General features: G+C 66.5%; 23 protein-coding genes. 15 read left to right on the top strand and 8 right to left on the bottom strand.

What is annotated here, in order from left to right:
- Positions 1-61 precede the first annotated feature (61 nt).
- A complete protein-coding gene (locus tag AC1RAD_RS27150) occupies positions 62-2,443 on the bottom strand; it encodes a catecholate siderophore receptor Fiu (protein ID WP_492738169.1) in 2,382 nt (793 codons plus the stop codon).
- On the opposite strand from AC1RAD_RS27150, the gene AC1RAD_RS27145 reads away from it, so the two are divergent.
- On the top strand, positions 2,442-2,663 hold the full coding sequence (locus AC1RAD_RS27145; protein WP_139140281.1) for a hypothetical protein: 222 nt from the start codon (positions 2,442-2,444) through the stop codon (positions 2,661-2,663). The genes AC1RAD_RS27150 and AC1RAD_RS27145 overlap by 2 nt on opposite strands.
- Before the next feature lie 18 nt (positions 2,664-2,681).
- Here the strand turns inward: AC1RAD_RS27145 and AC1RAD_RS27140 are convergent, their stop codons facing one another.
- The 6 genes from AC1RAD_RS27140 to bfr all read right to left on the bottom strand — a co-directional run bounded on the left by AC1RAD_RS27140 (position 2,682) and on the right by bfr (position 7,773).
- Positions 2,682-4,046, bottom strand: coding sequence for a sulfite reductase subunit alpha (locus tag AC1RAD_RS27140; RefSeq protein ID WP_492738168.1), 1,365 nt, complete (start codon positions 4,044-4,046; stop codon positions 2,682-2,684).
- Positions 4,043-5,053, bottom strand: coding sequence for an FAD:protein FMN transferase (locus AC1RAD_RS27135; protein ID WP_492738166.1), 1,011 nt, complete (start codon positions 5,051-5,053; stop codon positions 4,043-4,045). The genes AC1RAD_RS27140 and AC1RAD_RS27135 overlap by 4 nt, the downstream gene beginning before the upstream one ends.
- A 14-nt stretch (positions 5,054-5,067) precedes the next feature.
- Complete coding sequence (locus AC1RAD_RS27130; protein WP_492738164.1) at positions 5,068-5,877, bottom strand: DUF4198 domain-containing protein; 810 nt, start codon at positions 5,875-5,877, stop codon at positions 5,068-5,070.
- Positions 5,878-5,918: 41 nt separating this feature from the next.
- Positions 5,919-6,452 carry a DUF2271 domain-containing protein gene (locus AC1RAD_RS27125; protein ID WP_139706084.1) on the bottom strand — a complete coding sequence of 178 codons (534 nt, stop codon included), beginning with the start codon at positions 6,450-6,452 and terminating at the stop codon, positions 5,919-5,921.
- Between the two features lie 65 nt (positions 6,453-6,517).
- A complete protein-coding gene (locus AC1RAD_RS27120) occupies positions 6,518-7,165 on the bottom strand; it encodes a PepSY-associated TM helix domain-containing protein (protein WP_487849245.1) in 648 nt (215 codons plus the stop codon).
- A 131-nt stretch (positions 7,166-7,296) separates the two neighbouring features.
- Positions 7,297-7,773, bottom strand: coding sequence for a bacterioferritin (bfr, locus tag AC1RAD_RS27115; RefSeq protein ID WP_062473038.1), 477 nt, complete (start codon positions 7,771-7,773; stop codon positions 7,297-7,299).
- Positions 7,774-8,032: 259 nt separating this feature from the next.
- On the opposite strand from bfr, the gene ahpC reads away from it, so the two are divergent.
- The 8 genes from ahpC (at position 8,033) to AC1RAD_RS27075 (ending at position 16,910) form a co-directional block, all read left to right on the top strand.
- Positions 8,033-8,596: an alkyl hydroperoxide reductase subunit C gene (gene ahpC / locus AC1RAD_RS27110; protein WP_062473036.1), complete on the top strand. Its 564-nt coding sequence runs from the start codon at positions 8,033-8,035 to the stop codon at positions 8,594-8,596.
- Between the two features lie 88 nt (positions 8,597-8,684).
- On the top strand, positions 8,685-10,241 hold the full coding sequence (gene ahpF / locus AC1RAD_RS27105; protein ID WP_095950792.1) for an alkyl hydroperoxide reductase subunit F: 1,557 nt from the start codon (positions 8,685-8,687) through the stop codon (positions 10,239-10,241).
- A gap of 176 nt (positions 10,242-10,417) precedes the next feature.
- On the top strand, positions 10,418-12,634 hold the full coding sequence (locus AC1RAD_RS27100) for a TonB-dependent hemoglobin/transferrin/lactoferrin family receptor (protein WP_492738162.1): 2,217 nt from the start codon (positions 10,418-10,420) through the stop codon (positions 12,632-12,634).
- A 37-nt stretch (positions 12,635-12,671) separates the two neighbouring features.
- Positions 12,672-13,757 (top strand): hemin-degrading factor, encoded by a 1,086-nt coding sequence (locus tag AC1RAD_RS27095; RefSeq protein ID WP_492738160.1) that lies wholly within the window; start codon positions 12,672-12,674, stop codon positions 13,755-13,757.
- Positions 13,754-14,140: a VOC family protein gene (locus AC1RAD_RS27090; RefSeq protein ID WP_492738158.1), complete on the top strand. Its 387-nt coding sequence runs from the start codon at positions 13,754-13,756 to the stop codon at positions 14,138-14,140. Before AC1RAD_RS27095 ends, AC1RAD_RS27090 begins: the two co-directional genes overlap by 4 nt.
- Before the next feature lie 33 nt (positions 14,141-14,173).
- Complete coding sequence (locus tag AC1RAD_RS27085) at positions 14,174-15,082, top strand: heme/hemin ABC transporter substrate-binding protein (RefSeq protein ID WP_492738156.1); 909 nt, start codon at positions 14,174-14,176, stop codon at positions 15,080-15,082.
- Positions 15,079-16,116: a FecCD family ABC transporter permease gene (locus tag AC1RAD_RS27080; RefSeq protein WP_492738154.1), complete on the top strand. Its 1,038-nt coding sequence runs from the start codon at positions 15,079-15,081 to the stop codon at positions 16,114-16,116. The genes AC1RAD_RS27085 and AC1RAD_RS27080 overlap by 4 nt, the downstream gene beginning before the upstream one ends.
- The gene (locus AC1RAD_RS27075) at positions 16,113-16,910 is read left to right on the top strand and encodes a heme ABC transporter ATP-binding protein (RefSeq protein WP_492738152.1); all 798 of its coding nucleotides are present in this window, start codon (positions 16,113-16,115) and stop codon (positions 16,908-16,910) included. Before AC1RAD_RS27080 ends, AC1RAD_RS27075 begins: the two co-directional genes overlap by 4 nt.
- Before the next feature lie 41 nt (positions 16,911-16,951).
- Here AC1RAD_RS27075 and ppsR read toward each other — a convergent pair whose 3' ends face one another.
- Positions 16,952-17,773, bottom strand: a complete 822-nt coding sequence (ppsR, locus tag AC1RAD_RS27070; RefSeq protein ID WP_062473023.1) for a posphoenolpyruvate synthetase regulatory kinase/phosphorylase PpsR — start codon at positions 17,771-17,773, stop codon at positions 16,952-16,954.
- Between the two features lie 193 nt (positions 17,774-17,966).
- Between ppsR and ppsA the strand changes: the two genes are divergently transcribed.
- The 6 genes from ppsA (at position 17,967) to rplI (ending at position 22,616) form a co-directional block, all read left to right on the top strand.
- Entirely contained in the window at positions 17,967-20,363 is a 2,397-nt protein-coding gene (gene ppsA, locus AC1RAD_RS27065; RefSeq protein WP_062473021.1) for a phosphoenolpyruvate synthase, read from the top strand.
- Between the two features lie 213 nt (positions 20,364-20,576).
- Entirely contained in the window at positions 20,577-21,035 is a 459-nt protein-coding gene (locus AC1RAD_RS27060) for a hypothetical protein (RefSeq protein ID WP_492738150.1), read from the top strand.
- A 116-nt stretch (positions 21,036-21,151) separates the two neighbouring features.
- Complete coding sequence (gene rpsF / locus AC1RAD_RS27055; protein ID WP_062473016.1) at positions 21,152-21,526, top strand: 30S ribosomal protein S6; 375 nt, start codon at positions 21,152-21,154, stop codon at positions 21,524-21,526.
- 4 nt (positions 21,527-21,530) lie between these two features.
- Complete coding sequence (priB, locus tag AC1RAD_RS27050) at positions 21,531-21,845, top strand: primosomal replication protein N (RefSeq protein WP_062473014.1); 315 nt, start codon at positions 21,531-21,533, stop codon at positions 21,843-21,845.
- 21 nt (positions 21,846-21,866) lie between these two features.
- Positions 21,867-22,148 carry a 30S ribosomal protein S18 gene (gene rpsR, locus AC1RAD_RS27045; RefSeq protein ID WP_007830781.1) on the top strand — a complete coding sequence of 94 codons (282 nt, stop codon included), beginning with the start codon at positions 21,867-21,869 and terminating at the stop codon, positions 22,146-22,148.
- 15 nt (positions 22,149-22,163) lie between these two features.
- Positions 22,164-22,616, top strand: a complete 453-nt coding sequence (rplI, locus tag AC1RAD_RS27040; protein ID WP_056583114.1) for a 50S ribosomal protein L9 — start codon at positions 22,164-22,166, stop codon at positions 22,614-22,616.
- The last annotated feature ends 117 nt before the right edge of the window (positions 22,617-22,733 follow it).

Here is a 22,733-nt window from a genome sequence, read left to right as displayed (position 1 = left end):
GCTCGAGTGTCGCACCGCGCCTGCCGCAGGGGCCGGCACGGAGGCGACGCGGTCGTCGGGATCAGAACGCGAAGTTCGCGGTGATCTTGGCCGAGCGAGGGATGCCCGGCGTGTAGCGGTAGCCGCTCTTGTTGATGGCGGCCGCGTACTGCTTGTCGAACACATTGGCGATGTTCAGCTGGATGTCGACGTTCTTGTTGATGCGGTACGACGCCATGGCATCGAACACCCAGTAGGAGTCGATGTACGCCGGCGTGCCCACCGCGCCGTCGGTGCCGCGGTGCAGCTTGCCGTTGTAGCGCGCGCCGCCGCCGACCGTCAGGCCGAACGGGAACTGGTAGGTGGTCCAGGCCGTGAAGGAGTTCTTCGGTGTGTAGGTCAGCACGTTGGTGCCGTCGGCCGTGACGTTGGGGCCGCTTTGCACCTTGGTGTCCATCGTGGTGAAGCCGGCGCTCATGCCCCAGCGTTCGGTGATGGTGCCCGCCACGCCCAGTTCGATGCCCTGCACGCGCTTCTTGCCGCTCTGGTAGTACAGCGCGGTGTTGGTCGGGTCCTGCACGACTTCGTTGCTCACGTCGGTGCGGTAGACCGCGCCGGTCAGCGACAGCTTGTCGTCCAGCACGTCCCACTTCGTGCCGACTTCGAAGGTCTTGGCCTTCTGCGGCAGGAAGTCGGTGCGCGCTGCGCTGTTGCCCGTGCCGGCGGCCGACAGCGAGAAGTTCGCGCCGCCCGGGGGCTGGGCCGAGGTGCCGTAGGCCGCGTAGATGCTGCCGTTCTTCGCGGGCTTGTAGACCACGCCGATCTTGCCGGTGAACAGGTTGTCGGAGAGCTTCAGCGACGAGGGCACCAGCGTGCCGACCGGCAGGCCGGGGTTGGTCGTTGCGGTCGACAGCGTCGCGCTCTGGAACGAGGTGCTGTAGTGATCGAAGCGCAGGCCGCCGGTGATCTGCCATTGCTCGTTGAGCTTGATGGTGTCGAAGGCGTACAGGCCGACCGTGTTGGTCACGCCCTTGCTGTCGGCGCCGCTGAGCATGCGGTTGTAGCCGTTCACGTACGGGTTCGGCGCGTACAGGTTGGCCACGGGCCATGCGCCGTTCTGCACGACCTTGCCGTTGAACGTGGCGCCGGGGCTGAAGTAGCCCAGGCTCGACTGCTCTTCACGGATCAGCTCGACGCCGGCGCTGAGCGAGTGGCTCAGGCTGCCGGTGTTGAACTTGGCGGTCACGTTCGTCTGGTTGACGAAGATCGTGTTTTCCTGGTTCTTGTTGGTCGGCAGGTTGCGCGTGGTCGTCCAGGTCGACGGCAGGCCCGGGATCGGCGTGCTGAGGAACGCGGTGTTGCCCGAAGGCGGCGGGTTGCCGTTGGTGCCCAGGCCGCCGAGCATGAACGCCGTCAGCATGTAGTCCTGCTTCGTCTTGCCGTAGCGGGTCGTGTTGCGCAGCGTGATGTCGGGCGTGAAGTCGTGCTCCACGCGCGCGGTGAACATGTCGGCCGTCACCTTGTTGAAGTCGTAGGCGGTACCGTAGAAATTCTTCGGATCGACCGGCGCCGCGTAGTTCAGGAAGCTGCGGCGACGTGCACCAAGGGCGACCGGGTCGGGATTCGAATAGCTGGGCAGGCCGATGGTCGGCACGCCGCCGTCGGGCACGTTGTCCTGGTCGACGTGCAGGTAGTCGAAGTAGAAGCGCGTGGGCGAATTCAGGCCGAGCGCGATCGACGGTGCAATGGCGGTGCGCTTGTTCTTGACGAAGTCGCGGCCGGGCACGCCCGAGTCTTCCATTGCCGCATTCAGGCGGAAGGCGGCGCCGATGCCATTGGCGCTGCTGAGCGACTTGTTCCAGTCGATGCTGCCGCGCTTGTAGTCGGCGCTGCCGAAACCGAGCGAGCCCAGGAAGCTGTCTTCGAGCTTCGGCTTCTTGGTGACGAGGTTGATGTAGCCGGTGGGCGAGGTGCGGCCCACGTCGGTGCCCGACGGGCCCTTCACGACTTCGACCTGCTCGATGTTGAACATGTCGCGCGAGACCGAGCCCAGGTCGCGGATGCCGTCCACGAAGATGCTGCTGGAGCTGTCGAAGCCGCGCATGAACACGGCGTCGCCGGTGTTCGTGTTGCCGTTCTCGCCCAGGAAGAAGGTGCCGACGCCGGCGGTGTTGCGCAGCGCTTCGGTGAGCGTGGTCGCACCTTGTTCGCGAATGATCTGTTCCTTGATCACCTGGATGGTCTGCGGCGTGTTCACCAGCGGGGCCGTGAACTTCGGGTTGGCCGAGGTGTCAGTCTTGTAGTCGGCGGCGCTCGAATCCTGCACGCGGACTTCAGGCAGGGCCCGCCCGGTCTGGGCAAAGGCGGCGGGGGCTGCGATGGCCAGCAGCGTGGCTGCGGCGGCACCCGAAAGGTGAGGAACGGCGCGTGCGACGGCGTGTTTGCGGCTCTTGATATAGGCCATGTTGTTTTCTCCAGAAAGGGCGGGCGGGCAGAGCTCGACTGGCTGGGTCCGGGCGGCGCACTCTCGGGGAGAAAAAGGGCGGCAAGACTGGCTGGGTGAGCTGATTTGCGAAGGGTTTTTGCAAATCGATGCAAATGATATTGCTTCTCAATACCAAGGTGCTCAACTGGCCGCTTTTAACCAGAAAGTTTCGCCTGCTCCGTTGCCGGCGCGCAACTGACGAGGCCGCGCGGGCCGTTCAGTAGACGTCGCGGCGGTAGCGCCCGCTGGCCGATAGTTCGGCCCAGAGGTCGTCGCCGGCGATCTGCCGCAGCGCCGCGTCGACGCCCGATGCCATGCCCTGCAGGCTGCCGCAGACATAGACGGCGGCGCCATCGCGCAGCCAGGCCTGCAGCGTGTCGGCCACCTGCAGCAGGCGGTGCTGCACGTAGAAGCGCTCGGCCTGGTCGCGCGAGAACACCATGTCGAGCCGGGCGAGCGTGCCATAGGCCTGCCAGGCTTCGATTTCCTGGCGGCAGAGGAAGTCGCGGGAGGACTGGCGTTCGCCGAACACCAGCCAGTTGTCCTTGCGGCCAGCGGCGGCGCGTGCGCGCAGATGAGCGCGCAGGCCGGCCAGTCCCGTGCCGTTGCCGATCAGGATCAGCGGACGGTTCTCGTTGCCTTCGAGCCGGAAGCCGCGGTGCGGCCGCAGGCGCAGCGCGACGGAGTCGCCGACCGAGAGCGTCGAGGTGAGCAGGCCCGACGCGGCGCCCATCGAGCCGTCGGGGTGCTGCTCCTGCCGCACGAGCAGTTGCAGCTCGCCGTCGGCGGGCAGGGAGGCGATCGAGTAGTCGCGCGGCCGCGCCGGATCGCTTGCGACGGCGACCTGTGCCAGATCGCCCGATGCCCAGTGCGGCAGGGCGCCGGCTTGCGGCGTGAGGCCGAGGTGGAAGACCGGGCCGCCCGTGCTGCCGGCGTTGAGCAGTTCGCGCCGCGTGAGCCGCCAGGGCGCGAAGTTTGCCGGGGCGTCGTCGCCGCCCTCCGGTGCATCGCCCCAGCGGGCGTGCCAATCGGCGAGCGCGGCGGGGTCGCTGTTGTCGACCTCGATGGGGTCGAAGTCGCGCACGGCGCCGGACGTGTGAAGCCACGCATCGAGCGCGCGGCCGAAGCCGCAGAAGTGGGCGTACTGGCGGTCGCCGAGCGCAAGCACGGCGTAGCGCAGCGATGGCAGCGCCAGCGGCGCGCCCATCACGCGCTCGGCGAACACGCTGGCGCCGTCGGGCGCATCGCCTTCGCCGTAGGTGCTGGCCACGAAGAGGGCGCGGCGGGCCGAAGCCAGCGTGGCGCTGTCGAGGGCGTTGAGGGCCATCACGCGCACTGCCGTACCCGCCGCGCGCAGCTGCCGCGCGGTCTGCCACGCGATGGTTTCCGCCTGGCCGGTCTGGCTGGCGAACAGCACGAGGGTGGGCGAGGCCTGCGCGCCGTCACCGGCCGACAGCGCCGCGGCTTCGCGGGAGGCCGTGGCGTGCAGCCGCCGCTGGCGTGCGTAGATGCCCAGGCACAGCGCGGCATAGGCCACGACCGTCGCGCTGGCGGCCAGCGCACGCCACAGGGTCTCGGTCATCCGCCCGCCTGCGCCAGCCAGGCGCGCGTGGCGCGCTCGGAGATCGATCCGTCGTCGGCGCGAGAGATGAACAGGGCCGCGATGTGGCGCTGCTGTGCGAAGGCCAGGCCCTCGTCGGGGCCGAGCACGGTCAGCACGGTGGCGAGCGCGTCCGCCTGCATGCACTGTGGGTGCAGCACGGTGACGCTGGCCAGCGCATGCGCCACCGGCTCGCCGTCACGCGGATCGATGGTGTGCGACCAGCTGCGGCCTTCGACCGCGCGCCGGTGCCAGCGGTCGCCCGAGGTGGCCACGGCCATGTCGGCCAGCGCGATGCGTTGCGGGGTCGGCATCTCGGTGTCGACCTGCACCTGCCACGGCGCGCCGCCGGATCGCCGGCCGATGCCGCGCAGCTCACCGCCGACCTCGAACAGCAGGTCGGTGAGGCCGAGCGCGCGCAGCGCGTCGACGCCGTGGTCGACCGCGAAGCCCTTGGCGATGCCCGACAGGTCGAGCTGCACGCCGCCGGGTTGCAGCAGCGTGCGGTTGGCCTCATCGAAGGTCAGCCGTTGCCAGCCGACGTTCGAATTGATCGCGGCCAGCGCGTCGGGCGAGGGCAGGGCGTTGTCCTGCGACGCCGCGGGTCCGAAGCCCCAGCGCGCCACCAGCGCACCGACCGTCGGATCGATCGCGCCGCCGCTGGCCTGCGCCCACGCGAGGGCGCACTGCATCACCTGCGCGAATTCGGCCGGCAGCGCATGGCGCGAGCCGGCGGGCGCGGTGTTGAAGCGGCTGATGAGGGAGTCGGGCTCCCAGTGGCTCATCTGCGCGATCACGCGCGCGAGCGCGGCCTCGACCGCCTCGCGCACCTGTGCGAGCGGCAGCATCCGCGGGTTGTCGAAGCGCAGCGACCAGGTCGTGCCCATCGTCTGCCCGCCGAGTTGCTGGAGGCTGGCGGGATCGGCGGGACGTGGAACGGCCGCGTTGGCGTAGCCGCCCGCGCGCCAGGTGCTGAAGGAAAGGCCCAAGGAAGAACGCAGGGTCAGGGCATCACTTCCAGAGTGGCCGCGTAGCTCAGGCGGCGTTCCTTGGCTTGCGGCACGGTGGTCTTGCTGTCCTTGGTGCTGGCGTCGAGCCAGTACATGCCGGCGGCTGGCCAGGTCACGCTGAACTGGCCCTTGTCGTCGGTCTTGAGCTTGAGCTCGTCGAGCTTGTCGCGGTACTGGGTGTTGCCGGCGGTCACGGTCACTTCAAGGTCCTTGGCGGGCTTGCCGTCCAGGTGCAGCGTGAAGGTGGCCTTCTCGCCCTTGGCCAGGTCGGTCGGGCTGCCGGCGGCGATCAGTTCCAGGCCCTGGCCGATGGGCTTGAGCGCCGAGGGCTTGCCGACGGTCACGAAGGTCTCGATGCGGCCGGCCGATTGGGTGATGGTCACTTCCTGCGCATCGGCCGGGATTTCCTTGGCGATGGTTTCGGCCGTGCCGCGGGCGCGCTTGTTCTGGCCCGTGGCCTTGTCCTTCCAGGCCGCGAACGCGCCGTTGTTGACCACCGCGATGCGGTAGGTGCCCGGCTGCGCGACGTTCACGTCGAACACGTTGCGCAGTTTGAGCTTGGCTTCGGATTCCGGCTTGACCGTGCTGCCGTCGGGGGCGGTGATCTGCAGGCCGTCCAGGCGCAGCGGCGCGTGGTTGGCAACGAACAGGTCGTTCGACACGGCAGCGTCGACGCTCACGGTGTCGGCCTTCGACAGCACGGTGGTCGAGGGCAGCAGCCAGGCGTTGTGCGCCTGGGTCACGGAAGCAACGGCGGACAGGGCGAGGGCGAGGCCGGCGGCGCGCAGGGTGAAGCGGGTCATGGTGGTCCTTGGAATGAGAGAGGGGGCGGATCGGTCGGAAGTCAGGGCTTGAGTTCGAGCTTGATTTCGCCGAGCTCTTCCTTGCCGGCAGCAACCGGTTGCGCAGCGGCGGTGGGGGGCCACTGGAACGGGATGGTCACGACCTCGCGGCCGCCGACTTCACGGGCGGCTTCCACCACCAGCTTGTAGGCGCCGGGCGCGAGCTTGGGCATGGCGCCCGTGCCTTCGGTGAAGCTCAGCTGGTGCTTGCCGGCGGGCTTGGAGGCGCCGGTCACGCCATCGACCGGCACCGCCAGTTCACGGCCGCCGCGGCGCCACCACTGGCGCATGTCCTTGAGCCACTTGGTGCCTTCGCCCTCGGGGTTGTTGGTCTTGGTGCGCACGTCGTACCAGACGGCCAGCGTGCCGGCCATCGTGCTGTCGGCGCGTTCGATCCATGTCGCCACGTAGGGGCGGTGGTACTCCGACACGTTGAGCCGGGGAATCTCGATGTTGACCGACAGGCCGGCAGCGATGGCCGGGGCCGCGAACAGCGCCGACATGGCGATCGGCGCGAGCGAGTAGCGAAGGTGCATGGGAAAACCTCTTTCTTCCTGAATCAGCAAAGACAACGCACCGGACGATCCGTCGATCGGACCGGTCAGTGAATGAACAGCAACGCGAGCAGCACCGGCACCACCAGCCCCATGCCCACCATGGGCCAGGTGAAGGGGCGGTTGCCTGCGTGCATCTTGAGAATGAACAGCCCGGTGACCGAGAAGACCAGCGTGGCGGCCGCGAAGATGTCGATGAACCAGCTCCAGGCCGTGCCGGTGTTGCGGCCCTTGTGCAGGTCGTTGAAGTAGGAGAGCCAGCCTCGGTCGGTGCGCTCGTATTCGACCTCGCCCTCGGGCAGGCTCAGGCGCAGCCAGGCGTCGCCGCCGGGGCGGGGGAGCGAGAGATAGATTTCGTCGTCGGACCACTCGGCCTGGCGGCCGGCGGTGTCGATGTCCCATTGCTTGCGCAGCCAGGCTTGCAGTTCGGCGGGAAGCGGCGCCTTGCCCTGCTGGGCCTTGGCGGCCGGCAGCTGCTGTTCGAGGCGGGCGCGCAAGGCGTCGTCGACCGTGCCGTTGTGCGTGGTGACCACCGGCTTGGCCTCGATCTGGCCCGCGTGGTTGAGCGTGAAGCCCGTGACGCTGAACAGGATCATCCCGACGAGACAGATGGCGGAACTGACCCAATGCCACTCGTGGAGGGTCTTGAGCCAATAGGCGCGGCGGCGGTTGTCGGAACGGGCGGGGGCAGTCATCGAAAGCGCGAATTGTAGTCGCGCGAATGAGAATGACTGCTATTCAGTGGCTATGAAGTTAAGTAAAGAGCAATAAAAAACGGGGCCGAGGCCCCGTTTGTTTGCAATGCCGTGGCGGCGTTGCGTTGTGCTTACTCAAGCTCGCCCACCTGCAACTGCAGGTAGTTCTGCAGGCCGACGCGGTCGATCAGGTCGATCTGCGTCTCGAGAAAGTCGATGTGCTCCTCGGTGTCGTCCAGGATTTCTTGCAGCAGGTCGCGCGAGACATAGTCGCGCACTGATTCGCAATGCGCGATGCCGTCCTTGATGGTGGCCTGCGCGCCGGTTTCGGCGCCGAGGTCGCAGCGCAGCAGTTCGGGCACGTCTTCGCCGATGTTCAGCTTGCCCAGGTCCTGCAGGTTGGGCAGGCCGTCGAGCATGAAGATGCGGTCCATGAGCTTGTCGGCGTGCTTCATCTCGCCGATGGATTCCTCGTATTCCTTCTTTGCCAGCTTGTCCAGGCCCCAGTGCTTGAGCATGCGGTAGTGGAGGAAGTACTGGTTGATGGCAGTCAGCTCGTTCTTGAGCTGCGCCTGCAGGTGTTCGATGACTTTGGGGTCGCCCTTCATGATTATTTTCCTTGTTCTGAAAGCGGTGATTGTCGGAGGGGCGAACACACGCTTGCAAGCAAACCCATGCTGCGCCGGTCTGCATGCGTGTGATGGTGATACACGTTCGTATTGACCTGGCGCAAGGCGATGCGCGAGGCGATGGCAAACATAGCGGGTTCCAATACTTTCAATAGTTGATATCTATCAAAAATGATATATTGGTAGTTATACTCATGGCTCACGCTTATTTTTCCAACCGCAGCATCCAAGGAATCACATGTCCCTGATCAACACCGCAGTCCAACCCTTCAAGACCCAGGCTTACCTCAACGGCAAGTTCATCGATGTGTCCGACGAGACGCTCAAGGGCAAGTGGTCTGTGCTGATCTTCATGCCGGCGGCCTTCACCTTCAACTGCCCGACCGAAGTCGAAGACGCGGCCGACCACTACCCCGAGTTCCAGAAGCTGGGTGCCGAGGTCTACATCGTGACCACCGACACGCACTTCTCGCACAAGGTCTGGCACGACACGTCGCCGGCTGTCGGCAAGGCCAAGTTCCCCCTGGTGGGCGACCCGACCCACACGCTGACCAACGCGTTCGGCGTGCACATCCCGGAAGAAGGCCTGGCACTGCGCGGCACCTTCGTGATCAACCCCGACGGCATCATCAAGACCGCCGAAGTGCATTCCAACGAAATCGCCCGCGACGTGAAGGAAACCCTGCGCAAGCTCAAGGCAGCGGTCTACACCGCCGAGCATCCGAACGAAGTCTGCCCGGCCAAGTGGAATGACGGCGACAAGACCATCGCTCCGTCGTTCGACCTCGTCGGCAAGATCTAAGCGCCCCGCGCAAAGCCCGGGCGCTCACGAGGCCCCGGGCTTTTTTGTCCCCAGTTGATAGTTTCCAGTTATCGAAAGAGAGTCCGCCATGCTTGACGCCAGCACCAAAGCCCAATTGAAGAGTTACCTCGAACGCGCCACGCAGCCGATCGAGATCGTTGCCTCGCTCGACGACAGCAAGGCTTCGGGCGAAATGCTGTCGCTGCTGAAGGACGTGGCCGAAGTCTCGCCGCTGGTCACGCTGACCGAAAGCCGCGACGACAGCCACCGTAAGCCCTCGTTCTCGGTCAACCGCCCGAGCGAAAACCACGGCCCGCGCTTTGCCGGCCTGCCGATGGGCCATGAATTCACGTCGCTGATCCTTGCGCTGCTGCAGATCGGCGGCTACCCCCCGAAGGTCGAGCAGGCCGTGCTCGACCAGATCAAGGCGCTCGACGGCGACTTCGAGTTCGAGATCTACGTCTCGCTCACCTGCCACAACTGCCCCGACGTGGTCCAGGCGCTGAACCTGATGGCCATCCAGAACCCGCGCATCCGCACCACGATGATCGAGGGCGGCACTTTCCAGGACGAAGTCAAGGAACGCCAGATCATGGCCGTGCCGACCGTGTTCCTGAACGGCACCGAGTTCGGCCAGGGCCGCATGAGCCTGGAAGAAATCCTGGCCAAGATCGACACCAGCGGCGTCGAGCGCGAAGCCGCCAAGATCGCCGCCAAGGACGCCTTCGACGTGCTGATCGTCGGCGGTGGCCCCGCCGGTGCCGCAGCCGCGGTGTATGCCGCGCGCAAGGGCATCCGCACGGGCGTCGCCTCGGAGCGCTTCGGCGGCCAGGTGCTCGACACGCTGGGCATCGAGAACTTCATCTCGATCAAGGAAACCGAAGGACCGAAGTTCGCCCACGCCCTCGAAGAGCATGTGCGCGACTACGACGTCGACATCATGAATCTGCAGCGCGCCAAGGCGCTGGTGCCGGGCAAGGACCTCATCGAGGTGCAGCTCGAAAGCGGCGCGTCGCTCAAGAGCAAGACGGTCATCATCTCGACCGGTGCCCGCTGGCGCAACATCAACGTGCCGGGTGAGCACGAGTTCAAGAACAAGGGCGTGGCCTACTGCCCGCACTGCGACGGCCCGCTGTTCAAGGGCAAGCGCGTCGCCGTCATCGGCGGCGGCAACTCGGGTGTCGAGGCGGCCATCGACCTGGCCGGCATCGTCGGCCACGTCACGCTGATCGAGTTCGACACGCAACTGCGCGCCGACGCCGTGCTGCAGCGCAAGCTCAAGAGCCTGAAGAACGTCGACATCTTCACCAACGCGCAGACCACCGAGATCACCGGCGACCAGAAGGTCAACGGGCTGGTCTACAAGGACCGCGCATCGGGCGAACTGAAGAAGGTCGAGCTCGAAGGCGTGTTCATCCAGATCGGCCTGGTGCCCAACACCGACTGGCTCAAGGGCACGGTCGAACTCACGAAACACGGCGAAATCGTCGTCGATGCGCGCGGCCAGACCTCGGTGCCCGGCGTGTTCGCGGCGGGTGACGTCACCACGGTGCCGTTCAAGCAGATCATCATCGCGGCCGGCGACGGCGCGAAGGCGGCGCTCGGCGCGTTCGACCACCTGATCCGCACGACGGCCCCTGCGTAAAGTAGGCCTTTGGCAAACATTGATATCTTTCAATTGAGAATTATTCTCATACAATAAATGAGCGGGCAATCACTGCCGATTGCCCCTCATTGCCAGCCAGGTCGCACACGCGCAGTGTTCTCTCTGCGCCTCAAGGTCCAGCAAGCAGTTCATCAACTGTTTCCTGGACCTTTTTCGTGGCCGCTCATTTCCCTCGACCGTCTTCCCATCGACCCGCGCTGCTGCCCTGGCTGATCGCCTCTGCCTTCGGCATGGCCGCCGCGCCCGCGTGGTCCCAGCAACTCGCGGCACTCGGCGAAGTGGTGGTGAGCGGATCGCGCTCGGAGCAGGCCAGGCACGACCTGCCGCTGAGCATCGAGGTCATCAACCGCCAGGACATCGAGAGCAAGCAGATCCACGACATCCGCGATGCCGTGCGCGACCTGCCCAACGTGTCGGTCAAGCGTTCGCCGGCGCGCTTCGGGTTGGCGCAGGGCAACACCGGCCGTGACGGCAATGCGGGCTTCAACATCCGCGGCCTGGACGGCAACCGCGTGCTGCTGCTGACCGACGGCATCCGCACGCCGCGCAGCTACGTGTTCAGCGCCAATGCGTTTGGGCGCGACTACTTCGACATCAGCCTCGTCGAGCGCATCGAGATCATCAAGGGCCCGGCGTCGGCGCTCTACGGTTCGGATGGCCTGGCCGGGCTGGTCAACTTCATCACCCGCGAGCCCTCGTCCTTCCTGCGCGAGGGCAAGACCTTCGGCGGCAGCGCGAACATCGGCTACAGCGGCGAAGACAACGGCGTGCGCGGCGGCGTCACGCTCGCGGGCAAGGCGAACGACGTGCTCGAATGGCTGGTGTCTGCCAACCTGGGGCACGCCAGCGAACTCGAGAACCGGGGCTCGCTCAACGTGCCCAACCTCGACCGCACCACGCCCAATCCGCAGCGCGACCAGACCCTTTCGCTGCTGGCCAAGGCCATCCTCACGCCCAACGCCGACCAGCGCCACGCCTTCACCTTCGAACACGTCGAGAAGAGCAGCCGCTACAACCTGCTGTCGGGCGTCGCCAAGCCGCCGTATGCGTCCACCTCGGTGATCGGCCTCAATGCCAAGACCGACCTCGACCGCGATCGCCTGACCTACGAAGGCCGGTTGCGCCTGAACAGCGTGGTGGCCGACAACCTGCTCGCTGTCGTGAGCTACCAGAAGGCCGGCTCGCGCGAGTACATCTACGAAGACCGCTTCACCGCGGCCGACCGCACGCGCGATGTCACCTACGACGAGAACACCTGGCAGTTCGGTCTGCAGGCGGACAAGACGATCCGCATGGGCAGCTGGGCGCAGAAGATCACCTACGGCCTGGACTACACGCGCACCAACGTCGAGAACCTGCAGACCGGCCTCGTGCCGCCGGCCGGTGAGAGCTACCCGCTCAAGCGCTTCCCCGACACGCGCGAAACCTCGACGGCTTTCTACGTACAGGACGAGTTCATCCACGACCGCTGGAGCATCACGCCCGGCATCCGCTTCGACCGCTTCTCGCTCGATGCGAAGCAGGCGGGCTTCAACGCGCAGGCCGTGTCGCTGTCGGGCTCGGCCGTGTCGCCCAAGCTGGGCGTGCTGTTCCGCGCCACGCCGCAGTTCAGCGTGTATGGCAACTACGCCTCGGGTTTCAAGGCGCCCAACGCGTTCCAGGTGAACAACTTCTTCGAGAACGTGATCTCGGGCTACAAGACGATCCCTAACCCGAACCTCAAGCCCGAGAAGAGCCAGAACATCGAGCTGGGCGTGCGCGGTCGCACCGGCCTCCTGAGCTTCGACGTGGCCGCCTTCACCGGCGACTACAAGGACCTCATCGAGAACGACAAGCTCGTGGGCGGGCGCGGCATTCCGCGCATCGACCCGCTGATCTACCAGACCGTCAACGTCGGACGCGCGCGTATCAGCGGCTTCGAGATCAAGGGCGAGCTCGACTTCACCGAGAACGGCAACGGTTTCTCCGTGCCCTTCGCCTACGGCCGCACGCAGGGCCGCGACCGCACCAACAACCGGCCGCTCAACTCGATCGATCCGCAGAAGTTCAGCGCCGGACTCAAGTACCAGGCGCCGGCCTGGAGCGTGCGCCTCGATGCGGTTCATCATGGCGCCAAGGAGTGGGAAGACGTCGATCGCAGCGAAGTGACCACGGGCCTGCAGTTCCGCACGCCGGCGGCCACCACGCTGGACATCAGCGCGCAGTGGCGCATCCGCAAGGACCTGCGCCTGAACGCGTCGGTGACCAACCTCACCAACAAGCGCTACTGGATGTGGAGCGATGTGCGCGGCGTGACGACCACCTCGGCCATCCGCGACGCCTACACCCAGCCGGGCCGCAGCTTCAACGTCTCGCTCGTGGCGGACTTCTGAGCCGCACCGCCACTTCTCTCACAACAAAGGACACCCGATGAATGCCGAAGACATCCGCACCCGTTTCGCCGAACTGCGCGCCAAGGGCATGCGCCACAAGGACGCGGCCGCGGCCATGGGCCTGAGTGAAGGCGCTGCCATCGCGGCGCACACCGGCGCGCACGACAAGGCGCTGCGCGCCACGCGGCTGAAGGGGCCGTGGGTCGAGCTGCTGCAAGCCTTGGAGCTGTGTGGCCCCGTGCTGGCGCTCACCCGCAACGAGACCACGGTGCACGAGAAGACCGGCGTCTACGAGAAGGTGTCCGGCAGCGACGCGATGGGGCTCGCGTTGGGCGAGGTCATCGATCTGCGCCTGTTCTTCAGCCGCTGGCATGCGGGCTTTGCGGTCAGCGAGGCCGCGGCCAATGCCGGCGTGCCGCCGACGCTGAGCCTGCAGTTCTTCAACCCGCAGGGCGTGGCGGTGCACAAGATCTTCGTGCGCGACGCGACCGACCGCGACGCGTTCCAGTCGGTCATTGACACCTACGCCGCCGCGCCCGACGCGCCGGTGCAGTTCGTGCCCGCCGAGAAGAAGGCGACGCCGCGCGACGACAGCGCCATCGATGCGGTCGCGCTGGCCGATGCCTGGCGCGGCATGCAGGACACGCACGAGTTCTTCGGCCTGCTGAGCAAGTTCGACGTCGAGCGCCAGCAGAGCTTTCGCCTCACCGAGGGCGAGTTCACGCAGCGGGCCGAGACCGGCGCGGTGCGCGAGCTGCTGCTCGAGGCCGCGTTCGACGGCACGCCGATCATGGTGTTCGTCGGCAGCCCCGGCTGCATCCAGATCCACTCGGGGCCGGTCGTTCGCATCGAGCCGATGGAGATGCATGGCATGCAGTGGCTCAACGTGCTCGACCCCGGCTTCAACCTGCACCTGCGCGAAGACCGCATCGCGAGCGTGTGGATCGTGCAGAAGCCGACCAGCGACGGCATCGTGACTTCCGTCGAGGCCTTCGACGGCGAGGGCGAGCTGATGGCGATGTTCTTCGGTGCGCGCAAGCCGGGCGTGCCCGAGCGCGCGGAGTGGCGTCAGATCGTGGCCAAGCTCTCGCGCCTGGCCACCTCGGAAGCGCCAGCGCGATGAGTGCTGACACCTTTCCGGGCGTGGTCGAGATCAAGGCCTTCGTGCCGGCGAAGGACTTCGCGCTCTCCATTGCCTTCTACCAGGACCTGGGCTTCACGCTGGCCTCGAACGAGGACGGCATTGCGTACTTCTTCTGTGGCGAGAGCAGCTTCCTGCTGCAGGACTTCTACGTCCAGACCCATGCAGAGAATTTCATGATGCATCTGCTCGTCGATGACGCGCTGGCCTGGTGGGACCGCGTGCAGGCGCAGCGGCTGACCGAACGCTACGCCGTGCAGGCCACGCCGCCCGCCGAGCGTCCGTGGGGCATGGTCGATTTCGCGCTGACCGACCCGACCGGTGTGCTCTGGCGCATCGCGCACAACATTCCCCGGCGCGGCTGACGCGCATCTTTCTCTTTCGCTGTCCGTGACCCCATGACTGAACAACGAGATTCCTCTTTTCTTTCTTCTTCCGTGCCGCGTCGCCGTGATGCGCTGCGCCTGCTGTCTGCTGCAGCGCTCGGCGCGGGCGCGTGGCCCGCGTTCGCGCAGGACAGCAAGCGCCTGCCGCGGCTGGTCACGGTCAGTGGCGCGATCACCGAGGTGGTCTATGCGCTCGGCGCCGAAGGCCAGCTGGTCGGCACCGACACGACCAGCCTGTTTCCCGCTGCGGCGCGTGCCACGCCCAAGGTGGGCTACATGCGTCAGCTGTCGGCCGAAGGGCTGCTCTCGCTGAAGCCCGACGCGATCATCGCGACCAACGAGTCGGGCCCGACCGTCGTGCTCGACCAGATCCGCACGGCCGGCGTCAAGGTCGAGATCATCGAGGCCGACCACAGCTGGGGCGAAGTGCAGCGCAAGGTGCAGGCCGTGGGCCGCGCCGCCGCCAAGGAAGCACAGGCGCGCGAACTGCAGGCCCGTCTCGATGCCGAATGGGCACAGGTGCTGCAGCGCATCGGCGGCGCGAAGGGCCGCAAGCCGAAGGTGCTGTTCGTGCTGTCGCACAGTGCGAGTCCGCAGGTGTCCGGCGAGAAGACCGCGGCGCATGCGGTGATCGGCTTCGCGGGCGGCGTGAATGCGCTGGGCGGCTTCCACGGCTACCGACCGATGACGGCCGAGGCCATGGCCAGCGCGGCGCCCGACATCATCCTCACGAGCACGCAGAGCATCGAGGCGCACGGCGGCGTCGACAAGTTCTGGGAGCGGCCCGAACTGGCGCTGACGCCGGCTTACAAGAAGCGCGCGCTCATCACGCAGGACGCCTTGCTGCTGCTGGGCTTTGGCCCGCGCCTGCCGGCCGCCATCGGCGAACTGCACGACAAGTTCCGGGCCGCGCTCGCATGAGCCAGCGCTTGGGGGCGCGTGCCGTGCTCTGCGGCAGCGCGGTGCTGCTCGTTGCGGCCTTCGCGGTGGGGGCGGTGTCGGGGGCCTATGCCATCAGTCTTTCGCAGCTCTGGAATGTGTTGACCTCGCTGGGGCAGGGCGCAGGCAGCCAGTCGCCCGAGCATCTCGTGTTCCTCAACATCCGCTTGCCGCGCCTGGTTCTCGGCGTGGCGGCGGGTGCGGGGCTCGGCATGGCGGGCACGCTGATGCAGGGGCTGTTCCGCAATCCGCTGGCCGACCCGGGGCTGATCGGCATCAGCAGCGGCGCGGCGCTGGCGGCCGGCATCACCATCGTGCTGGGCGCCTCGTTCTGGCCGATGCTGCCGCGCACGCTCGGCAGCTGGACGCTGGTGCTCATGGCCTTCGGCGGTGGCTTCGTCGTGACCTTGCTGATCTACGGCCTGTCGCGCAGCGAAGGCGGCACGCGCATGGCGCTGATGCTGCTGGCGGGCATTGCGATCAATGCGCTGGCCGGTGCCGGCCTCGGCCTGCTGAGCGTGATGGCGACCGACGAGCAACTGCGCAGCCTGCAGTTCTGGCTGCTGGGCAGCCTGGGCGGCGCGCGCTGGAGCGCGGTCATCCTGGTGGGCGTGGCGGTGTTGCTCTCGTGCTGGGCTGCGGCGTCGCTCGCTTCGCCCCTGAACGCCATCGCGCTCGGCGAGGCGCAGGCGGCGCTGCTCGGCGTGGACGTGGAACGCACCAAGCGACGTGCCGTGGTCATCACCGCGGTGGCGGTGGGCGCGGTGACGGCCACGACCGGGATCATCGGTTTCATCGGCCTGATCGCGCCGCATTGGGTGCGCATGGTGGCCGGGCCCGACCACCGCGTCGTGCTGCCGGCCTCGGCGCTGCTGGGCGCGGCGCTGGTGCTCGCGGCCGACACGGTGGCGCGCACGGTGATGGCGCCGGCCGAACTGCCGCTGGGCGTGCTCACGGCTTTCATCGGCGTGCCGATGTTCCTTCTGATGCTGCGGCATTTCAGGGGGCGCGTATGACGGCAGCGGGACACGGGGCGCTGGCGTGTGCCAGTGTCGAGGTGCGCATCGGCGCCAAGACGTTGCTGGCGAATGCATCGGTCGAACTGGCGCCGGGCCGCGTGACTGCGATCCTCGGCCCGAACGGCGCGGGCAAGTCGACGCTGCTGTCGGTGCTGGCCGGCCAGCGCGAGCCGACCCAGGGCAGGGCGACGCTCGACGGCCGGCCGCTGTCAGGCCACGGCATGCCCGTGCTGGCATTGCGCCGGGCCCTGATGCCGCAGGAAAGCGCGGTCGCCTTCGACTTCACGGCGCAGGACATCGTCGCGCTCGGCCGCTACCCGCACCGTCGCGCGCCGACCCGCGACGAGGACGCGATCATGGCCGAGGCGATGGCCCTGACCGACGTCACGGCGCTGGCGCCGCGCATCCTCAACACGCTGTCGGGCGGCGAGAAGGCGCGGGTCCACCTGGCGCGGGCGCTGGCCCAGCTCTGGCATCCGCGCCCCGACGGCGCGAGCCGGTGGCTGCTGCTCGACGAGCCCACCGCCGCGCTCGACCTTGCGCACCAGCATTCGGCGATGCGTCTGCTGCGCGCCTGGGCGGCGCGGGGCGTGGGTGTGGTGGCCGTGCTGCACGACCTGAACCTGGCGCGGCGCTATGCCGATGAGGTCGTGGTGCTGGGCGCGCCCGACGGTCTGCGCCAGGGCGCGACCGCCGAGGTGCTGCAGCCCGCGCTGATCGAGGCCGTCTGGCGCATGCCCTGCCAGCCGGTGACCGGTGCGGACGGCGTCACGCAGTATCTGTTCGGATAGCCCGGCGGGCGGTTGATGTTTGCTACTGAAAAAATAGCAAATCAGTAGACCAATCGCTCCGGTCGCAGCTCCTGCAGGATCGTCGTCGCGATTTCCTCGATCGACTTGGTGGTCGTCGAAAGCCAGCGGATGCCGGCGCGCCGCATCATGGCCTCGGCCTCGCTGATTTCGTGGCGGCAGTTCTCGAGGCTGGCGTAGCGCGAGTTGGGCCGGCGTTCGTTGCGGATCTCGCTCAGCCGCTCGGGCTGGATCGTCAGGCCGAAGATCTTCTTGCGGTGCGGGCTCAGCGCCGGCGGGAGCTGGCGGCGGTCGAAATCTTCGGGAATCAGCGGGTAATTGGCCGCCTTCAGGCCGTGCTGCATCGCCAGGTAGAGCGAGGTGGGCGTCTTGCCGCTGCGGCTCACGCCGACCAGGATCACGTCGGCGCCTTCCAGGTCGCGGTGGCTTTGGCCGTCGTCGTGCTGCAGGCTGAAGTCGATGGCCGCGATGCGGTCGTTGTAGGCCTTGCTCTTGCTGACGTCGCTGAAGCGGCCGATGCGATGGTTCGACTTCATGGCCAGCTCGATCTCGAGCGGCCGCACGAAGGTGCCGAACATGTCCAGGAGCATGCCCTTGCAGCCGGTTTCGATCACGCCCAGCACATCCATGTTGGCCAGCGTGGTGAACACGATGGGCCGAACGCCCTCGACCTCGGCCGTGTGGTTGATCTGCCGCACCGCCTGGTGCGCCTTGTCGACCGTGTCGGTGAACGGCAGCCGCACGTGGCGCGGCTTCATCTCGAACTGGGCCAGAACGGCGTTGCCGAAGGTTTCGGCGGTGATGCCGGTGCCGTCGGAGACGAAGAAAACGGTGCGTGTATGCATGGTGTTGCTTTTGCGGCGGAGTCCTGCGGCGCGCGCGACCTGCCACGCCTACAATCCGGGCCATTATCGGGAATCCGCTTTCCCCACCCCCTCGAATTCTTTCCATGCACACCGCGACCGCACCCAAAGCAACGACAACGATCGTGCTGCGCCGTCTGCATGCAGCGCCGGTTTCAACTTCTGGAGCTTCCCCATGTCTGCACTTTTCGAGGCGACCGCACTGGTCGTGCCATTTGAAAACCTGAGGATGACCGACGTCGAGTCGGTTGGCGGCAAGAACGCCAGCCTCGGCGAAATGATCTCGCAGCTGCCACAGGGCGTGCGCGTGCCGACCGGTTTTGCGACCACGGCTCATGCGTTCCGCCAGTTCCTGGCGCACGACGGCCTGGCCGACAAGATTAGCAAGCGCCTGGCTGCGCTGGACACCGAAGACGTGCGCGCCCTGGCCGCGGCCGGTGCCGAGATCCGCGCCATGGTCGAGGCCCAGCCATTCCCGGCCGACCTGCAAAAAGCCATCGGCGAGGCCTTTGCCACGCTGAGCGCCGGCAACCCCGCCGCCTCGTTCGCCGTGCGTTCCTCGGCCACCGCCGAAGACCTGCCCGACGCCTCGTTCGCCGGTCAGCAGGAAACCTTCCTGAACGTGGTCGGCATCGACGACGTGCTGCACAAGATGAAGGAGGTGTTCGCCTCCCTGTACAACGACCGTGCCATCAGCTACCGCGTGCACAAGGGCTTCGAGCACGACGTGGTCGCGCTGTCGGCCGGCGTGCAGCGCATGGTGCGCTCCGACCTCGGCGCCGCCGGCGTGATGTTCACCATCGACACCGAGTCGGGCTTCGACCAGGTGGTGTTCATCACCTCGAGCTACGGCCTGGGCGAGACGGTGGTGCAGGGCTCCGTGAATCCCGACGAGTTCTACGTGCACAAGCCGACCCTCAAGGCCGGCAAGAAGGCCGTCATCCGCCGCAACCTCGGCTCCAAGCTGATCCAGATGGAGTTCGCTACGCCCGAAGAGAAGAAGGCGAGCGGCAAGCTGGTCAAGACCACCGACGTCAAGGCCGAGCAGCGCAACCGCTACTCGCTGAGCGACGCCGACGTGGAGCAGCTGGCCCGCTACGCGCTGGTGATCGAAGAGCACTACGGCCGCCCGATGGACATCGAATGGGGCAAGGACGGCACCGACGGCCACCTCTACATCCTGCAGGCGCGTCCCGAGACCGTGAAGAGCCAGCAGCAGGGCAAGGCCGAGCAGCGCTACAAGCTGCTGGGCAAGGGCGCCGTGCTGGCCGAAGGCCGTGCCATCGGCCAGAAGATCGGCACCGGTGCCGTGCGCATCGTGCACAACATCAGCGAAATGGACCAGGTGCAGGCCGGCGACGTGCTCGTCACTGACATGACCGACCCCAACTGGGAACCGGTGATGAAGCGCGCTGCTGCCATCGTTACCAACCGCGGCGGTCGCACCTGCCACGCGGCCATCATCGCGCGCGAACTCGGCATTCCGGCCGTGGTCGGCTGCGGCGACGCCACCGACCTGCTCAAGGACGGCACGCTCGTCACCGTGAGCTGCGCCGAGGGCGACACCGGCTTCATCTACGACGGCCTGCTCGAGACCGAAGTGACCGAGGTGCAGCGCGGCGTGATGCCCGAGATCGACCTGAAGATCATGATGAACGTGGGCAACCCCCAGCTCGCCTTCGACTTCGCGCAACTGCCGAACCACGGCGTGGGTCTGGCCCGCCTCGAGTTCATCATCAACAACAACATCGGCGTGCACCCGAAGGCGATCCTCGACTACCCGAACGTCGACAACGACCTGAAGAAGGCCGTCGAGTCGGTGGCCCGTGGTCATGCCTCGCCGCGCGCGTTCTATGTCGACAAGGTGACCGAGGGCGTCGCGACCATCGCCGCCGCGTTCTGGCCCAAGCCCGTCATCGTGCGCCTGTCGGACTTCAAGTCGAACGAGTACCGCAAGCTGATCGGCGGCAGCCGCTACGAGCCCGAAGAAGAAAACCCGATGCTGGGCTTCCGCGGCGCCGCGCGCTACCTGAGCGCCGACTTCGGCGAGGCCTTTGCCATGGAGTGCGAGGCGCTCAAGCGCGTGCGCAACGACATGGGCCTGACCAACGTGCAGATCATGGTGCCCTTCGTGCGCACCCTGGGCCAGGCCGAGCGCGTGACCACGCTGCTGGGCGAGCATGGCCTCAAGCGCGGCGAGAACGCGCTCAAGCTGATCATGATGTGCGAGGTGCCGAGCAATGCCGTGCTGCCGGAAGAGTTCCTGAAGTTCTTCGACGGCTTCTCGATCGGTTCGAACGACCTGACCCAGCTCACGCTGGGCCTGGACCGCGACTCCGGCCTCGAGCTGCTGGCGGCCGACTTCGACGAGCGCGACCCGGCCATCAAGGCACTGCTGAGCCGTGTCATCAAGGCTTGCAAGGCCGAAGGCAAGTACGTCGGCATCTGCGGCCAGGGCCCCAGCGACCACCCCGACTTCGCGCTGTGGCTGGCGGAGCAGGGCATCGAATCGATCTCGCTGAACCCGGACAGCGTGATCGACACCTGGCAGCAGCTGGCCCAGCGAGGCTGAGCCAGCGCGCGGCGGGCATACCCCGCCACGTGATGCCACGCGGCGAATGGCGGAAATCCCCATGGGGGATTCCCCCGTGCCCGCCCGTGCAAATGAAACAAAGTGCGTTTCCGGTGTCAGACTCGTGACATTCGCAGGCGGCGCAATCCGGCTGCCTGCCTGAGGTGATGTGGGCCCGTCAGGGCCTGTGTCAGCACTTCGCCGGAGACCCCCATGATTCTTGTCAAGACGGAAGCCGGACAGCAGGTCCTCAAGGACCGCTCGGTGCCGTTGACGCCGCGCCAGCGCTCGGCCTTCATCCAGTTCGACGGCAAGCGCTCGATCGACGACGTGCTGGCCTCAGGGCTGGGCATCGGGCGCGAAGAGGTCGAGCAGATGGTCGCCCTGGGCCTGCTGGCGCCTCTGGCCGGCCAGCCGCCAGCCGTGGCGTCCGCAGTTTCGGCGGCCCCGGCGCCTGTTGCATCTTCCGGCCGCAGCCGGCAGCAGCGCTACAAGGACGCGTATCCGATTGCCACCCAGCTGACCGGCGGCCTGGGCCTCATGGGCTTCCGGCTCAACCTCCAGGTCGAAGGCACGACCAGCTACGAAGACCTCCTGGCACTGGCACCCAAGATCCGCGCCGCCGTTGGCGCGGAGAAGGCCGCCGCCCTCGACAAGGCCCTCAACGACTGAGGTGCCTTGCCGGGTCGCGCAACACAGGGCTATAATCGCCGGCTTTGCCTTGCCATACCGCGCCCGACGCTGCGGGTGGCTTTTCCTCTTCCACGGAAGAATCCACAAGGAGTGCCATGCGTCACTACGAAATCATCTTGCTCATCCACCCGGATCAGAGCGAACAAGTTCCGGCCATGCTGGAGCGTTACAAGGGCCTGATCACGGCCGGCGGCGGCAAGGTCCACCGCGTTGAAGACTGGGGCCGCCGTCAGCTGGCCTACCAGATCAACAAGCTCAACAAGGCCCACTACCTGTGCGTCAACATCGAAGCTGAACAAGCCGTGATGGGTGAACTGGAACACGCGTTCAAGTTCAACGATGCCGTGCTGCGTCACCTGACCGTTCAGAAGAAGAAGGCCGACACCGGTCCTTCGTCGATGATGAAGACGGTCGAGCGCGAAGAGGCCCGCAAGGCCCAGCAGGCCGAATACGCCGCCAACAACAACTGATGGCGTGACGGCTGCCGCTGCGGCGACCGGGGTCAACCAGCTTCTGCTGACCGCCTCTGTCGCCGAACTCGGAACCCTGCGATACACGCCAGCCGGCCTGCCCGCCCTCGATCTGAAGCTCGACCATGAGTCGACGCTCCAGGAGGCGGGAAAGCCCCGGCAGGTGAAGACGGCCCTCAAGGCCGTTGCGTTCGGCGCCATCGCCGAGCGGCTCGCAGCGCAGTCGATGGGAAGTCTCTGGCGATTCCAGGGGTTTCTCGCGACACCGGGCAACGGCAAGCATCCGGTCCTGCACATCCAGGATTTTCAGCAAGATTAATTTTCGACAAGAGGTCCCCCAATGGCCACGTTCAAGAAATTCAACAAAGACAAGCGCCCGAAGCGCAACACCCAGTCGCTGCTGTTCAAGCGCAAGCGCTTCTGCCGTTTCACCGTCGCTGGCGTCGAAGAAATCGACTACAAGGACATCGACACGCTGCGTGACTTCATCAGCGAAAACGGCAAGATCATCCCCGCACGCCTGACCGGCACGCGCGCGATCTACCAGCGTCAGCTGAACACCGCCATCAAGCGCGCGCGCTTCCTGGCCATGGTGCCGTACAGCGACCAGCACCGCGTCTAAGAAGGAGCACACACCATGCAAATCATTCTTCTGGACAAGGTTCTGAACGTCGGTGGCCTGGGCGACATCGTCAAGGTCAAGGACGGCTACGCACGCAACTTCCTGATCCCCTCGGGCCGCGCCCGTCGCGCCACCGCTGCCAACAAGGCCGAATTCGAAGCCAAGCGCGTCGAACTCGAAAAGGCTGCGGCCGCCAAGCTGGCCGAATCGCAAGCCCAGGGCGAGAAGCTCGCCGGCTCGACCGTCAAGCTGACCCAAAAGGCTGGCGTGGACGGCCGTCTGTTCGGTTCGGTCACCAACGGCGACATCGCCGAAGAGCTGAACAAGCAAGGCTACAAGGTTGCCAAGTCGCAAGTGCGTCTGCCCAACGGCCCGATCAAGGTTGTTGGCGACAACACCGTGAGCGTCTCGCTGCACACCGACGTGGTCGTCGAGATCACCGTCACGGTCTACGGCGAAACCGCCTGATCGTTCGCAGCGCCCCGTGCGCTGACGCAAGAAAGCCGCCTTCGGGCGGCTTTTTCTTTTCTGCGCGTGGGTTGTCCAGCTCGCTGCACCGGAAGTTCACCGTTTATTAACAACCTT

The sequence above is a fragment of the Variovorax sp. GW823-FHT04B03 genome (genome assembly GCF_058796495.1).
Note: the sequence above shows the minus strand (reverse complement) of the source record. Positions and strands in the feature narration are given on the sequence as shown.